Below are 15164 nucleotides of genomic sequence, written 5' to 3'. Positions count from 1 at the left end.
TTTAATTGGTCAGTTTTTCTATCTTTAGGAAAATGTCAGAATGAAAATAAAAAACAAAATAACCCGTGTGAACACGGGTTATTTGATTAATTAAGTTTGATTAAGCTGGTTCAGCAGTCTGATCTTCAAAAACTTCCAGTTTAAGCCCTACTGCTTTACCATTTTCTTTCTTCACAGATACTGCGACATTACCACCATGTTCTGCAAGCTCACCAAATAGAATCATCTCGGCAAGTGGCTTCTTCAAGTGTTCCTGAATCAGACGTTGCATTGGACGAGCACCCATCAAACGGTCATAGCCATTTTCAGCCATCCATTCACGTGCACTCTTATCCACTTCCAGAATCACTTTCTTCTCATCAAGCTGTGCTTGAAGTTCAGTCAGGAATTTATCAACCACATTTTCAATGACTGTCGTTGGCAATGCCTTGAATTGAATCACACCATCCAGACGGTTACGGAATTCTGGAGAGAATGCTTTTTTCATAGCTTCCTGGTTATCATTGCTGTTGTCCTGCTCCCTAAAGCCAATGCTGGCGCGTGAAATACTTTCAGCCCCAATATTGGTGGTAAGAACCAGAACCACATTGCGGAAATCTGACTTGCGACCATTATTATCGGTCAATGCGCCATGATCCATAATTTGCAATAACAAATTAAACACATCTGGATGTGCTTTTTCTATTTCATCCAATAGCAATACGCAATGTGGGTTCTTATGAATCGCATCTGTGAGTAGCCCGCCTTGATCAAAACCGACATAACCTGGAGGTGCACCAATTAAACGTGAAACGGCATGACGCTCCATATATTCCGACATATCGAAACGAACCAGTTCCACACCCAACAGTTTTGCCAACTGCTTGGTCACTTCAGTTTTACCCACACCGGTAGGACCTGCAAAGACAAAGCTACCCACCGGTTTATCCGGTGATTTTAGCCCTGCACGCGACAATTTAATTGCAGAGCCCAAGGCTTCAATTGCCTCATCCTGACCGAAGACCACACGTTTAAGATCACGTTCCAGATTTGAAAGCACTGTTTTATCATCTTTCGATACTGTTTTCGGTGGAATACGGGCAATCTTGGAGATGATATCTTCAATATTTTCAACCGTGATTAACGTATCGTCTTGCTCGGCTTTCAAATGGCGCTGAGCACCTGCTTCATCAATTACATCAATTGCTTTATCTGGCAAGAAACGGTCATTAATAAACTTGGCTGATAGCTCTACCGCTGAAACCAGTGCTTTATCATCATATTTGACATGATGAAAATCTTCAAATTTCGATTTCAAGCCACGTAAAATATCAATGGTTTCAGAAATTGAAGGCTCATTGACATCAATTTTTTGAAAACGACGTGACAAGGCATGATCTTTTTCAAAAACTTGGCGATACTCTTGGAACGTGGTTGAACCGATACAACGTAACGAACCATTCGATAAAGCCGGTTTAATTAAATTTGATGCATCCATGGTACTGCCCATGCTTGAACCAGCCCCAATAATCATGTGAATTTCATCAATAAACAGCACAGCTTCCGGTTTCTTTTTCAACGCATTCAATAGTTGTTTCAAGCGTTTTTCAAAGTCACCACGGTACTTGGTTCCTGCAACCAGAGCTCCAATATCCAGACTATATATTTCTGCATGGGCTAATGGCTTCGGTGCTTTACCATTAACAATCAGCCAAGCCAGTCCTTCTGCAATCGAGGTTTTACCAACCCCCGGATCACCAACCAGCAAAGGATTATTTTTACGGCGACGGCATAGAATTTGTGCGGTACGTTCAATTTCTTTTTCACGCCCGATCAAAGGATCGGTTTTCCCTTTTTGGGCTTCTGCATTCAAATTGGTGGTGTATAAATCCAGTGGACCTGCATTTGACGAACTTGATGTTTCTCCATCCAACTCTTCCACTTCTTCTTCAGCAGGTACGTCTTCTTTACGGGTACCATGCGATAAATATTGAGTTAATGTTAAACGATTAATCTGGTGACGTTTAAGTAAATAAACCGCAAAAGAATCCCGTTCAGAATACATTGCAACCAAAATATCTGCACCTTCTACCGTACGATCACCACCGCTTGATTGCACATGGAAAATTGCACGTTGCAGAATGCGATCAAAGCTTTCAGTCGGATGGGGTGCCTGATCACTATGTTCGGCCAGTTTAGGGGTGTGTTGTTCAACGTATTCTTCTAGCTCTTTACGGAGCACGATGATATCTGCTCCACACGCTTTTAGCGCATTTACAGCAGAGTCATTATCAAGTAAAGCCAACAATAAATGTTCAACCGTGAGAAACTCATGTCTCTTTTGACGAGCCATGCTAACAGCCAAACGTAAAGATACTTCTAATTGACGACTGAGCATGTAATCCCCTTAATCTTTTGGCTCAATCTGACAAAGTAATGGATGACCTTGAGACCGAGCATAATTATTGACTTGGTTCGCTTTCGTTTCCGCAATGTCTCGTGGATAAACGCCTGCAACACCTTTCCCTTCATAATGTACAGTTAGCATTACTTGTGTGGCTTGGTCAAGATTCAAAGCAAAGTATTGTTGTAAAATTTCAATTACAAAATCCATAGGGGTGTAATCGTCATTCATTAAAACAACAGCATACAGGGGGGGGACGCTTTAACTCAGGGGGTGCTGTTTGCACAGCAATATCCCCTTCAGATTCATCCTGCAAGTCATTTCCTAAGCGTGGACTAATATGCCAATCGACATATCCTGATTGATGAAAAGAATTTTTGATGGTATTTAAACAATTTTGACGCTTATTCATTCGCATAGGATTTTTAATTCACATTTATTGCGCATTTGCTTCTGCTTGAGGGATTTCAGAAATAAATGCCGATTGACTCTCTATAGGTTTACCACGACCCCAACTAAAACGCTTAATTACCGGTGTGCTTGTAGCGCCAGTTAAACGAACTTCAATAAATTGTGGTGTAAAGCCTTTAGGCATGGTCCAACGTCCGGTTAAACGTTCATAATCTTCAAAATTAAAGTTCTTGTCTTCCATAGGAACAACCAAAACTTCAGTACCTTGAATTAAACGCAACTCTACAGTTCCGGAAATACCACGTCTATTTGGACTGATTTGCACCAGATCAAGTTGATATTCATAAGCATTTTCAGGTAAGGGTTTAATACCGATATTCTGTATAGTCAGGCTTAAACCGCCACGCTGACGCAATACTTCACGGTAAATTGCACTTAAACCTTCAGACTGGGTTTTATCTTCCCGTGCCTGATTTAATGCAGTAAATAAATCATTTGAATTACTGACTGCAACATCACGTTCCTGCACAGCCAAATTCAAGTTCTTATTCAGTGTTTGCAAACTCGTCTTTTGCTTTTGCACAACTTCTACCAGTTGTTCTGCATCCGCTTCATAGCCTACCACAGTCAAACCTTGCCGATGCCCAACTGAATAGCCCAGCAAACCACTTCCCAGAACAAGAATGGCAGCACTAATTCCTAGCGGTAAATTACCCTTTAAAAAAGGCTTTTTACTGAGCAAGGACAGTTGTGACGGAGTATTTGAGTCAGAATTCGGCATCGTCATCTCTTATTTTGATTCATTCAAAACACACATTTAAATCCAAATCCAAATGTGTGTGAAGCTGAAAAACGTTTTTTATGGTAATAAACCAATTCCTGCAAGGCCTGCATTTTCTGCAAATCCAAACATCAGGTTCATATTTTGTACTGCCTGTCCTGCTGCACCTTTCACCAGATTATCCTGTACAGATAACACAATCAATTTTTTCGGTTGCGGTTTATATAGCGCAATACGAAGCTGGTTTGCACCACGCACAGAACGTGTTTCTGGCGAGCTGTTGGCTGGCATGACATCCACAAACTGTTCATTGGCATAGAACTGTTCATACAGGCTTTGCAAGTCCACAGCATCACCCGCATCGGTTAAATCGACATAGATGGTGCTGAGCATGCCACGAATCATTGGCACTAAATGCGGTACAAAGACGATGTGATTAAATACATCTTTTTGACCGGAAATATTTTCCAGGGCTTCTACAATTTCAGGATGATGACGGTGACCTGCAACGCCATAAGCCTTAAAGTTGTCGGCATTTTCAGAATAAATCATGCCCAGGCTGGCTTTACGACCTGCACCCGAAACACCCGATTTAGCATCAATAATAATGCTTTCCGGTTTAACCAAAGCTTCAGCCTGTTTGAATAATGGAGCAAGGCCGAGCTGTACAGTTGTTGGATAGCAACCCGGGTTACCAATCACCTTGGCATTTTTAATTTTGTCACGGTTCAGTTCTGACAGACCGTAAACGGAATCTTTTAAAATATCTGGGCAGGCATGTTCAAGACCATACCATTTTTCAAACTGTTCTAAGTTTTGCAAGCGGAAATCTGCTGCCAGATCGATGACTTTAGTATTTGCTGCAACCAGTTCTGCCGCATGTTTCATTGCCACACCATGAGGCGTTGCAAAGAATACCACGTCGCATTTTTTCAGTTCATCGATGTTTAAATCTGAATATTGAAGATCGGTATGACCGCGTAAGCTTGGGAACATGTCATCTACACGGCGACCATTTTCAGTACGTGATGTCAGTACATTAACCTGCACATTTGGGTGTCGTAGTAAAAGACGCAACAATTCAACGCCTGTATAACCTGTACCACCGACAATACCAACAGTAATCACGATCACTACCTCAAATCTAAAGTTTTCATTTCGTAACTGCGTAGTATGACAGGAAGTTTTGGTTTTCTGAACTGTTTTGATATAGATTAAATTTTTATTTAAATTGTGACTGTACTTGATAAATATTCAAATTTATCGCTTATTATTTTAATCTTAAACCATCCATACCTCAAAATACTTCTGAACTTGCAATACCATTAAATTCATTTAAAATCATCAATATATATCCAAAAAAAACACCACTATGCTTTATATCATTGCGGTTATCATAATTCTTTGTATTATTCTTCATTACAAACTCTATCTTGCTGAAGCATTCTCAGTTGAATATTTTTTCTTTTTGATACTCATTTTTATAATATTTTGCTTAATCAGAAGTTATCGTGTTTTGCATTAAATTTTGCATCAAAGAAAAAAACACCTCAGATAACACCCCACCACCAAGGCATTGGCGTTGTTTTCAGCATTTTCCGATGCTGTTGAAAATTTGCATCATGTTTCTGAACTTCCGCCCAGAAATGCGGACTGTGATCAAAATGTTTGGTATGGGCCAATTCATGTACACACACATAACGGGTAATATTTTCAGGAAATAGTACCAAACCACTATTCAACATAATGTCATGTCTGGCAGAACAACTGCCCCAGCGAGTTCTTGGCTGGCGAATCGTACATTTACCAAAACTCAGATTACATGCTTGGCTAGTCTGATCTAAATAAACAGGTAAATGCTGTTTGGCATAAGCAATCACAAAAATTTTTAGATATTGTTCAGGCTGGCGATCACTAATCAAAAGTTGTAAGTTTTCATCATCAAAAATAAATGACTGCTTTTGAGTTCGATAAATAATCTGTAAAGGTTGATCCAAATTAAAAAGCTTCAATTTGGTGGGTAAGCTTTTATCAATCTGCCCTGTTTTTTCCTGCTGCTTCTGCCATGTTTCAATCATCCATTGTTCTGATTGTTTTAAGAAGTCTTGAACTTGGCGCTGTGTGCAAAACTGCGGCACAGTTAATTTAATTTGTGTCGGCTCTACGCGCAGTCTCAAGCGTGTTGCGCGTAATTTTCGAGTGATTTGAATTTTGGGTAAGTTTGAGGTCATTTATCTATAATTTTATAATTTAAATTCCCCCTCCTAACGGAACTTCACATCTCACATTTTCTAAGAGAATGCTTTAAAGGAATTCTAAATATTCAATAATGGTAGTGAAATTAATATTGAAAAGTTCCTTCTCCCTCAGGTAGAAGGTTAGGATGAGGGCATTCTTCATATAAATCCTCTCCCTAACCCTCTCCTTTCAAAGGAAAGGGAACTTCCATTAGAAATTAAAATATAAATCGAAACTCAATTTACATAAAAAGTTCATATAGATTAAACTGCAGTACGTTCTTCAATGCCATTATCAGTTGCAACTACAGCGATATCGGCTTTATTAATCGCGAAGATACCGTTACACACCACACCTGGAATGTCATTAATAGTTTTTTCAAGTTCCAGCGCATTCAAGATATTCAGATTATGCACATCTAAAATTACATTGCCGTTATCTGTTACCACGCCTTCACGGTAAACCGGATCACCACCTAAAGAAACAATTTTACGGGCTACAGCAGAACGCGCCATTGGAATGACTTCTACAGGCAATGGGAAATCATGACCCAATTGTTCTACCCATTTAGAATCATCGACGATACAAACGAATTTTTTCGCAATTGAAGCGACAATTTTTTCACGAGTCAGTGCAGCACCGCCACCTTTGATCATGTGCATATGACGGTCAATTTCATCCGCACCATCCACATAGGCATCTAAGCCGCCTACAGAGTTCATGTCGACCACTTCAACACCTAACTTTTTCAGACGCTGCGCAGTGGCTTCAGAACTTGCCACTGCAGCTTCTAATTGTAATTCTGGCAATAATTCGATGAGGAAGTTTACTGTACTTCCTGTACCTACACCCAAAATACCGCCTTTAGGCAAGTGTTTTAAAGCAGCTTTTGCAGCAGCTTGTTTCTTTTCATCTTGGGTAGCATACAGACTCATAACTTGGCTCAACTATTTTTTGACATTTGTTGCTGATTAAACAGCCCAAATGTACAGGGGTTTGTTACAATAAAGGCCTATTTTAAACTGTTAGATGGAAAATTAACATGCTGTCTCGTTTGGTTCGACAAATATTACAGGCAACGGTGTATGACGTTGCAATCGAAACCCCACTCGAAGCAGCGCCACGAATTAGTGAAAAACTAAATAATAACATTCGCTTTAAACGCGAAGATCTACAACCTGTCTTTTCCTTCAAGCTACGCGGTGCCTATAACCGTATTAGTCAATTACCGAAATCTCAGTTGCAACGTGGCGTTATTACGGCTTCAGCGGGTAACCATGCTCAAGGCGTGGCTCTATCTGGTAAAAAACTGGGAATTCGCGCCATTATTGTGATGCCGAAAACTACACCAGACATTAAGGTTCAGGCTGTAAAACGTCTAGGCGGTGAAGTGGTATTACACGGCGACTCTTTTGACGTTGCCAATAAATATGCAATTCAGTGTGCGCAAGATGAAGGCATGACTTTTATTCCGCCATACGATGATGAACTGGTGATGGCCGGTCAAGGCACCATAGCCAATGAAATTTTGCGTCAATGGCGTGATGTGGAGTATGTATTCGTTGCCGTAGGCGGTGGCGGTTTAATTGCTGGGGTTGCTGCTTATCTGGGTGATGTTGCTCCACATGTGAAAGTTATTCCTGTGGAATATGATGAATCTGCCTGTTTGAAAGCTGCTTTTGAAGCCAATGAACGTGTAATTTTACCTTCTGTAGGTTTATTTGCTGATGGTACTGCGGTCGCTCAAATTGGTGCAAAACCGTTTGAAGTGATCCAATTACAAAAATCGGATAACTCCGGCCCAATTGTTGAGCGTGATGTAGTCTTGGTCAACACAGACGAAATCTGTGCTGCGATTAAAGATACCTATGACGAATGCCGCAGCATTGTTGAACCTTCTGGTGCCATGGCACTTGCAGGAATCAAGAAATATGTTGCTGAACATGGCTTAGAAAATAAAAACATGGTGTCGATTGTTTGTGGTGCCAACATGAACTTTGACCGCCTGCGTTATATTGCTGAACGTACAGAACTTGGTGAACGTAAAGAAGCCATTTTTGCAGTCACCATTCCGGAAGAAAAAGGTTCATTCCTGAACTTCTGCCGCGCCCTGCAAGGCCGTAACATCACCGAATTTAACTACCGTGCCAGCACTTCTAGTGCCGCACAAGTGTTTGTCGGCATTAGCTTAAAAGGTGGCGAAAAAGAGCGTCATGACATTTATGAAACCTTAAAAATTCAGTATGACGTAGATGACTTGTCTGATGATGAAGTTGCAAAACTGCATATTCGTTATCTGGTCGGTGGTCATGCAGATATCGAAAATGAACGCCTGTTCCGTGTGGAATTCCCGGAACGTCCAGGGGCATTATTAACCTTCCTTGAACGTTTAGGACCAACGCATAACATTACCCTATTCCATTACCGTAACCATGGTGCGGCTGAAGGTCGTGTTCTGGTTGGCTTGGAAGCAAGCGACGCGAAACAGAATCCGGATGGTTTAATTGAAACATTGGAAAGTATTACTTATCCATATGCGGAAATTACCAATAACCTGGGTTATCAACGCTTCTTGAAATAATTTTTTAGCATTACCTGAAATAGCCTGTATTCATACAGGCTATTTTTTTGCATTTAACTCTCGTTATTAAAAAATAGTTAGACAAATCACATCAATCGAAAGCTGTACATGGACTATTTTATAATCTTGAGCTAATCATTCCCTGTTTAGAATTCAGTTGAATGACGTTATTCAATACTTAAGCTAAAGTTTAACACGCAAACTCTAAAATTTAGTGGCATCATAGTCGTTGAAATATGATGTAAAAATTGAAAACGAATTAGGATTAAAAACACATGGCACAGTTTGCAGTGATTGGTTTGGGTAGTTTTGGTGCAACCGTCGCAACTAAATTAGCCATTTTAAACCATGATGTAATTGGTATAGACAGCAATAAAAAATATGTAGAAACCATTTCTGATCAGCTGACTCATGCAGTCATTGCCGATGCCACAGATGAACATGTGCTCAAAGAACTGAATATTCAAAACTGTGAAGCTGTGGTGGTAGCTATTGGCGAAGACATTGAAGCCAGTATCTTATGTGTTTTACATCTAAAAAATATGGGGATTAATAAAATTTGGGCTAAGGCCAAATCGCAAGCCCATCACATGATTTTGACCCATCTTGGCGTGGATAAAATCATTCATCCTGAAGAAGATATGGGTAATCGGGTTGCCCAGTCATTAAGCTACCCGATGGTCAGTCGTTATATGGGTTTAGAAGACAATCATTTCATCGTTAAAATTGAAATTAAAAAGAGTCAACAGGGAGAACGCTTTCATCAGCTTATGAGTCATGTTCCTGAAATTAAAACTATTCTGCACAAACGCGGCAAGCAAGTTTCATATAGCGTTGATCCTAATTTAATCATGCAAGAAGGTGATATCTTAGTCGTGGAAGGGGAAATTGAACCCTTAAGAAAACTGTCTGCCCGGTTTAAATAAAATATGAATCAAGCGCAAAATAAAAATCCTAATACGGTCAATCTAAGCCCACCCAGTTTACTGGCTCTGGGTTTCTTGAGCTTTATCGTTGTCGGAACTTTATTGCTCAAACTCCCGATTTCACATCATGGTGAATTAAGCTGGCTGAATGCCCTGTTCACTTCAACTTCTGCCGTGACCATTACCGGGCTGTCTGTGGTCAATGTCGGAGAAGCCTATACCACCTTTGGCAAGATCGTCATTATGCTGTTATTGCAAAGCGGCGGCTTGGGTTTTATGACCTTTGCCATACTGGCTGCACTGAGTCTTTCCTCCAATATCAGGCTCAAACAGCAAATGATGGCGCAGGAAACCATTGGTCAAACCAGCCTGGCCAAAGTGTCATTCACTATTAAAGGGGTGCTGTTATATTCCCTGTTTTTTGAGGCGATTGGCACATTGATTTTAACCATTGCCTGGATGCCAGAATACGATCTGGCCCACGCGTTCTTTTATGCCGCCTTTTACAGTGTTTCGGCTTTTAATAATGGTGGTTTCTCGCTTTTCCCAAACAGTTTAATGAGTTTTGCAGACCAGCACCTGATTACCTTTACCATTAGCATGCTCTACATTATTGGTGGAATTGGCTTTGTAGTACTGATGGATATCCAGCGCTCTCGTCGCTGGAAAAAATTAAGTGCCAATAGCAAATTAATACTCTCTACCATTGCAGGTTTGAACCTGTTTGCCTTTATTGTGATTTGGGTACTGGAAGCCAATAACCCCCTAACCCTGGCGAATATGAGTCTGGGCGATCAAGCCCTAAATGCCTGGTTCCATGCTACCGTTCCGCGCTCATCTGGTTTTAACAGCCTGGAGATGGCGAACATGACCGATGCTTCCACCTTAGTCACCATGATCCTGATGTTTATTGGTGGCGGTTCACTCAGCACGGCTGGCGGTATTAAGGTGGGTACTTTTATTATCGTGGTATTAAGTGTGATCACTTTTTTACGACGCTCAGAAGAATTAACCGTATTCAATCACTCAGTTTCTAAAACCACCTCATTTAAAGCCTTAGCCGTGGTTTCCATTACTGCCATACTGATATTTTTAGGATTATTTACGCTTCTTATTCTGGAGCCAAGCAAAAACTTCCTGGATTTACTCTTCGAAGCAGTTTCTGCCACCTGTACGGTAGGATTATCACGTGGCATTACCAGTGAATTACAACCAGCAAGTCTGTTTGCTTTAATCTTACTGATGTTTGCGGGTCGTTTGGGGCCACTGACTCTGGCCTACCTGATTGCTACCCCGAAAAAAAGCCGTTTAAAACATCCACCGGCAGATATTCAAATTGGTTAAACCCGATTCAATAAAAAACCACTCATAAAGAGTGGTTTTTTATCATTCATGGATAAATTTTAATACCAATTCATCAAGGACACGCCTAAACCGACATAAGTGGCACGATGGTTATAATCAATCAGACTTTCACCGTAGCCATCAAATAATTGAAAATGACCACGCAATTTACCGCTAATCGGGAATGCCCAATCAAACTGCATAGCGCCGTGTGCATCATCGCCACCTTTTAGCGAGTGACGTAGCATCAGTGAAAATTCATGATCATTCTTGCGGTAAAATGCGGTTAAATCACCACGGCCAATATAGTTTTTAATATCCGGGTTGTTGTCATCTTTGGCATTTTCTTCAATGCGATACCAGGGACGCAACATCAGTGCGAAGTTATCACGCTCAAGTCCAACATTAAATATGACCCGGTTCCAGCTACGCGATAAAGGATCAGCACGACCGTTGGACTGGTGGTTAAAGGTTACACCAAGCAGGCGTGCATTTAAGCCCAAAATTTCATAATTGGTACGAAAAACCAGACTGGCTTCAGGTTCATAATTGGTTTCACGAAAAGGACGCGAGGCATCTGCATTATAAACCTGCCAGTGTGATGACTGGGTATAACCCAACCAGATATCGCCATTATCACCAAACAGGTTTTCAACTGCTTTGGTTTTTAAAGACAGCTGAAACTTGGATTCCATGGATTTCAGGTTTTGTTCTTGATCTGCTGTCACAGTGTTATTTACATTCGGACTGGAAGGACGTTCATTTTTGTCAGAAGTCCAGAATCCCGGCAGTAAATAAACCGGCTGGTGGGCACGAATATTCCAGGTTCCAAGCTTACTTTCAGGTGCCAGCTCCCAACGCTTGTCCAGCAAGGACGTATTGGGATCGATTTTTGGTCCCTCAACAGCAAATATGTTACTCACGCTATGACTGATTTTTTCTTTTATCGTTTCCGGTTCAGTCGGTGCAGGTGCAATTTGATTGGCTGCCTGACGTTCAGACACCAGTGCAGTTTTTTCAGCCTCAGGCACCTTGAACAAAGTGTCATAACAGGCCAAACGATCCGCATTGGATTCTAATGCCACGCATGCTTCGGGACTTGCAGGTGTAATTAAAGATTGTGGGGTTTGTGCATGAATATTCGTCACATACAAAGAACTGAGCATGATCATGCTCAGTTGCAAAGGTATGCGTTCCAGCGTTTTAAACGCCATAGGGTTTTACCTCAAACGTGGGGCTGTAAAAACTTTTCATCATGGTTTGTGACCATGCCAATTTTTTAGCAAATATAAGCTACGGAGCAGGATGTTTAGTCATTCTAAACAACTGCTTGGTAATGAAATAAAAGTAAAAAATGCTCGTCCCTTGCGCTAGAAACTAAGCCGTGTCCTGTTTTTAGCGCAAGCCATTTGATGAAATATCAACCACCCCTATCTTTTAATTCACTTGTTGAATATTGAAGCCAAGTTCAATCAAGGCATCGCGCTTCGCTACTGGTGCCACCACAGCTTTTACTGGTGTTTGCTGAACCAGATATTGTTCTGCTACCCGTTTTAGATCATCCAGTGTCACAACAAGTAAACGCGCACGTAATTGCTTACGAACAGCCGGTGTACGTGCATGCAGTAATGCATAGCAAGCACTAATCGCTTCTCCTGCTGGAGAGCCCGGTTTATCCATGCTTGCAACTAACCCCAAAATAGCTTCTTCGAGTTGATGCGGTTTGTGTTCGCTATTCAACAACCACTGGATACTGGCTTCAAAATCTTTAAAGGTTTCTGCCAGACGCGGATCGCGATAGCTATAGAAACGGAATGAACATGCATTGCCGTCATAACTAGCCCCACCACCGTAAGCGCCACCTTTTTCACGAATCGCACTGTGCAAGAAGCCATTGCGTAAATAAGCCGCCAAGATCATGAGCGGAGCAGCATCGGGATGAGACACTTCTACCGCAGGATATGCAGCTGCACAGAATTGAACATTGGCTTGAATTAACCAAGCTTCGTCATGATTGCTATTTTCTGTGACAATGGGTGTTAATTCTACAGCTGTTTGATCAACCGCAAGCTTGTCCCAAACCTCTTGAACTTCTTCAATTAAACGATCAGAGTGATGTTCTTCACACACCAGCAAGAATTGTTTTGGTGCCTGTAAAAGCAGACGATGAATGGCTTTTAGCTCTGCAATTAAGGCATCATAAGCGGCTTCATCTTTTTCAATTTTAGTGACCAGATCACCTAGCCAGTTCAATGCTCCCAAACCGGTATTGTGATAATCACGTTGTGCCAAGGCACTATGATTACGCCCTGCAATTTGCATGGCATAGCTATGACCTGAACCCGAAATACGTGAATTCCAACGTGTTTTACGTTGTTGCAGCAACTCAATAATGCGGTCTTTTTCATCAAAACGCAGTTGTTCAAATGCCAGCTTCAACAAACGGATGGCTTCAAAATTATTCACCAATGATTTGGTGGTCAAAGTTAGCCATGCGCTAATTTTATTTTTATCATCAATTTTTGAACGCAGTGATGCCCCCATCCCCACGCCACCGCTCACGGCGGTTTGCAGTTGTTGCAGTTCAAGATAACCATACTCGCCTGCACCCACTTCACCCAACAAAATAGAGAGCAGGTTAAAATATGGCGAGTGCACCACCTGGTCTGGAATTTTGATGGTCACTTGCTGATAGTAAAGACCATTGGTTCCAGCATGATACAAATTCAACGGTGTATCCAGATTATTGCTGATAATTTCACGCAATTGACCTTGTACAATATGCAGGTCTACCGGTACATCTTCCAGTCCCACTTTCGGTAACAGGTTCAAATCATCCGGAGTATCCTGACGGACTTTGAGTGCTTCAGTCTGCTGAATAATGGCAGCTTTCTGTTCTTCTGTCAGCTGGGCACCAATCGCTGCCAAACGTGCTTTTTCCGCTTCGGCTTCCTTGGCAGATTTAGTTGCATCCGGCACTAAAGTCATTTGTACACGGTGCGGATTATCCAACAGATATTGTTTAATCAGGTTGGATAACCACATTGGGTCTTTGAGCTCCTCCTTGACTTGCTCAATCGCACTATCCACATCCCAAACCTGCACCGGATCACTATGATGAATCGCACTGCTCAAACCATTCAGAATCAGGCTTAAACCATATGGCATACCATCGCCATTGATTTCACGCTGATGCAATTCAATCTGATGCAAAATGGCATCAACCATTTCAGCATCTACGGGTTTAGAGGCCACATCTTCAAGAATCTTAAATACACCTTCTTTAAATTCTTGAGCATGTTCAGGATTTGAACCCTGTACACCACAATAGAAAGTCATTTCAAAGTTGGAATCGTCTACACCCATAATTGGACCGGTCGACTGGGCATAACCACAGGTTTCCAGATAATGGCGCAAAGGCGAAGCCGAATCTTCTAGTAAAATACCTTCCACCAAACGCATTCCTAAGCGCAATTTGATATCGCTGGCTTGGGGCAATAACCATGAAATCACGTGATAGGTTTTATCCTTCAGGTCTTCTGCATCTACCGCATAGGTCTCAGTCACTTCAATTGGCGCTGTTAAGCGAGTTTCCGGAGTGGAATGCAGAGTTTGGCCTTTTTCGAATTTGGATAAAGCCAAAGTTTCAAACTGTTCCTGCAAGTAATAGACAGATTCATTACCAAAGGTCATAAATACCGCATTACTTGGATGGTAATGTGATTTATAGAAATTAACTAACTCTGAGTAAGTTAAATCTGGAATATCTTTAGGATCGCCACCTGAATTGTAATGATAAGTGGTGTGCGGGAATAAATGATGTGCCAATTGATGATACAGCTGATCTGAAGGCGAACTCATCGCCCCTTTCATTTCATTAAACACCACGCCTTTATATACCGGCTGACCATCTTCCAGCTCAATACGAATCCCTTCCTGGGCAAAATCCAGTTCATTTAAATTCGCGGCAAAAGCAGCATCCAAATACACTTCCAGTAAATTTTGAAAGTCTTTTTTATTTTGCGTGGCAAAAGGATAGGCTGTCCAGTCCGCCGAGGTAAACGCGTTCATAAACGTGTTCAATGAACGACGGATCATCAGGAAAAATGGATCACGAACAGGGAATTTTTCCGAACCGCAGAGTGCAGTATGTTCTAAAATGTGCGCTTCACCCTTTGAATCCATCGGTTGGGTACGGAACGCAACCAGAAAGACATTTTCATCCAGATCACTGGCCAGATGATAATGTATGGCACCAGTGACTTTATGCTTATATTCAGACACCCGAATATCTAAGGCCTCAACATGGTGTTGACGTATCAACTGAAACGCAGGATGAACAGTTTGAGAAATGGTTTCAGTGACATCTACAGTCATGTGATCTCCGACATTTACATATTTATAAGATGGTTTTGATTATACCTGAATATTGCGCTATTTGGATTCACAGCTTTACGAAATTCCAAGCATTTCAGTCAAGTTTATGCTGGCGCTTTTTTG

Annotated in this window: 10 protein-coding genes and 1 pseudogene; 3 read left to right on the top strand and 8 right to left on the bottom strand. The window is 41.4% G+C overall.

Annotation, left to right across the window (positions count from 1 at the left end):
- Positions 1 to 100: 100 nt before the first annotated feature.
- The 6 genes and pseudogenes from clpA to rpiA all read right to left on the bottom strand — a co-directional run bounded on the left by clpA (position 101) and on the right by rpiA (position 6748).
- Complete coding sequence (clpA, locus tag WAE57_RS06085; RefSeq protein ID WP_337709170.1) at positions 101 to 2377, bottom strand: ATP-dependent Clp protease ATP-binding subunit ClpA; 2277 nt, start codon at positions 2375 to 2377, stop codon at positions 101 to 103.
- Positions 2378 to 2386: 9 nt separating this feature from the next.
- Positions 2387 to 2795, bottom strand: a pseudogene (clpS, locus tag WAE57_RS06080) (ATP-dependent Clp protease adapter ClpS).
- Positions 2796 to 2819: 24 nt separating this feature from the next.
- A complete protein-coding gene (locus WAE57_RS06075; RefSeq protein WP_237786420.1) occupies positions 2820 to 3575 on the bottom strand; it encodes a DUF6776 family protein in 756 nt (251 codons plus the stop codon).
- 78 nt (positions 3576 to 3653) lie between these two features.
- A complete protein-coding gene (gene argC, locus WAE57_RS06070; RefSeq protein WP_237786421.1) occupies positions 3654 to 4709 on the bottom strand; it encodes an N-acetyl-gamma-glutamyl-phosphate reductase in 1056 nt (351 codons plus the stop codon).
- A gap of 416 nt (positions 4710 to 5125) precedes the next feature.
- The gene (locus tag WAE57_RS06065) at positions 5126 to 5806 is read right to left on the bottom strand and encodes a SprT family zinc-dependent metalloprotease (protein WP_337709167.1); all 681 of its coding nucleotides are present in this window, start codon (positions 5804 to 5806) and stop codon (positions 5126 to 5128) included.
- 270 nt (positions 5807 to 6076) lie between these two features.
- Entirely contained in the window at positions 6077 to 6748 is a 672-nt protein-coding gene (rpiA, locus tag WAE57_RS06060) for a ribose-5-phosphate isomerase RpiA (protein WP_337709165.1), read from the bottom strand.
- Positions 6749 to 6855: 107 nt separating this feature from the next.
- Here rpiA and ilvA point away from each other — a divergent pair, with 107 nt between their 5' ends.
- From ilvA to WAE57_RS06045, 3 genes are all read left to right on the top strand, one after another.
- The gene (ilvA, locus tag WAE57_RS06055) at positions 6856 to 8394 is read left to right on the top strand and encodes a threonine ammonia-lyase, biosynthetic (RefSeq protein ID WP_086174246.1); all 1539 of its coding nucleotides are present in this window, start codon (positions 6856 to 6858) and stop codon (positions 8392 to 8394) included.
- Positions 8395 to 8669: 275 nt separating this feature from the next.
- The gene (locus WAE57_RS06050) at positions 8670 to 9320 is read left to right on the top strand and encodes a TrkA family potassium uptake protein (RefSeq protein WP_337709161.1); all 651 of its coding nucleotides are present in this window, start codon (positions 8670 to 8672) and stop codon (positions 9318 to 9320) included.
- A 3-nt stretch (positions 9321 to 9323) separates the two neighbouring features.
- On the top strand, positions 9324 to 10664 hold the full coding sequence (locus tag WAE57_RS06045; protein ID WP_237786426.1) for a potassium transporter TrkG: 1341 nt from the start codon (positions 9324 to 9326) through the stop codon (positions 10662 to 10664).
- A gap of 59 nt (positions 10665 to 10723) precedes the next feature.
- On the opposite strand, the gene WAE57_RS06040 is transcribed toward WAE57_RS06045, so the two are convergent.
- Together WAE57_RS06040 and WAE57_RS06035 are read right to left on the bottom strand one after the other, a co-directional pair.
- On the bottom strand, positions 10724 to 11878 hold the full coding sequence (locus WAE57_RS06040) for a phospholipase A (RefSeq protein WP_337709156.1): 1155 nt from the start codon (positions 11876 to 11878) through the stop codon (positions 10724 to 10726).
- A gap of 223 nt (positions 11879 to 12101) precedes the next feature.
- Positions 12102 to 15041 (bottom strand): insulinase family protein, encoded by a 2940-nt coding sequence (locus tag WAE57_RS06035; RefSeq protein ID WP_337709154.1) that lies wholly within the window; start codon positions 15039 to 15041, stop codon positions 12102 to 12104.
- Positions 15042 to 15164 lie beyond the last annotated feature (123 nt).

It is taken from the genome of Acinetobacter sp. NS-4, from assembly GCF_037402435.1.
Taxonomy (GTDB): domain Bacteria; phylum Pseudomonadota; class Gammaproteobacteria; order Pseudomonadales; family Moraxellaceae; genus Acinetobacter.
Note: the sequence above shows the minus strand (reverse complement) of the source record. Positions and strands in the feature narration are given on the sequence as shown.

What these genes read in the sequence shown, in the direction of transcription:
- clpA (WP_337709170.1), bottom strand. Translation starts at nt 2,377, where the DNA reads ATGCTCAGTCGTCAATTAGAAGTATCTTTACGTTTGGCTGTTAGCATG.
- WAE57_RS06075 (WP_237786420.1), bottom strand. Translation starts at nt 3,575, where the DNA reads ATGCCGAATTCTGACTCAAATACTCCGTCACAACTGTCCTTGCTCAGT.
- WAE57_RS06065 (WP_337709167.1), bottom strand. Translation starts at nt 5,806, where the DNA reads ATGACCTCAAACTTACCCAAAATTCAAATCACTCGAAAATTACGCGCA.
- rpiA (WP_337709165.1), bottom strand. Translation starts at nt 6,748, where the DNA reads ATGAGTCTGTATGCTACCCAAGATGAAAAGAAACAAGCTGCTGCAAAA.
- ilvA (WP_086174246.1), top strand. Translation starts at nt 6,856, where the DNA reads ATGCTGTCTCGTTTGGTTCGACAAATATTACAGGCAACGGTGTATGAC.
- WAE57_RS06050 (WP_337709161.1), top strand. Translation starts at nt 8,670, where the DNA reads ATGGCACAGTTTGCAGTGATTGGTTTGGGTAGTTTTGGTGCAACCGTC.
- WAE57_RS06045 (WP_237786426.1), top strand. Translation starts at nt 9,324, where the DNA reads ATGAATCAAGCGCAAAATAAAAATCCTAATACGGTCAATCTAAGCCCA.
- WAE57_RS06040 (WP_337709156.1), bottom strand. Translation starts at nt 11,878, where the DNA reads ATGGCGTTTAAAACGCTGGAACGCATACCTTTGCAACTGAGCATGATC.
- WAE57_RS06035 (WP_337709154.1), bottom strand. Translation starts at nt 15,041, where the DNA reads ATGACTGTAGATGTCACTGAAACCATTTCTCAAACTGTTCATCCTGCG.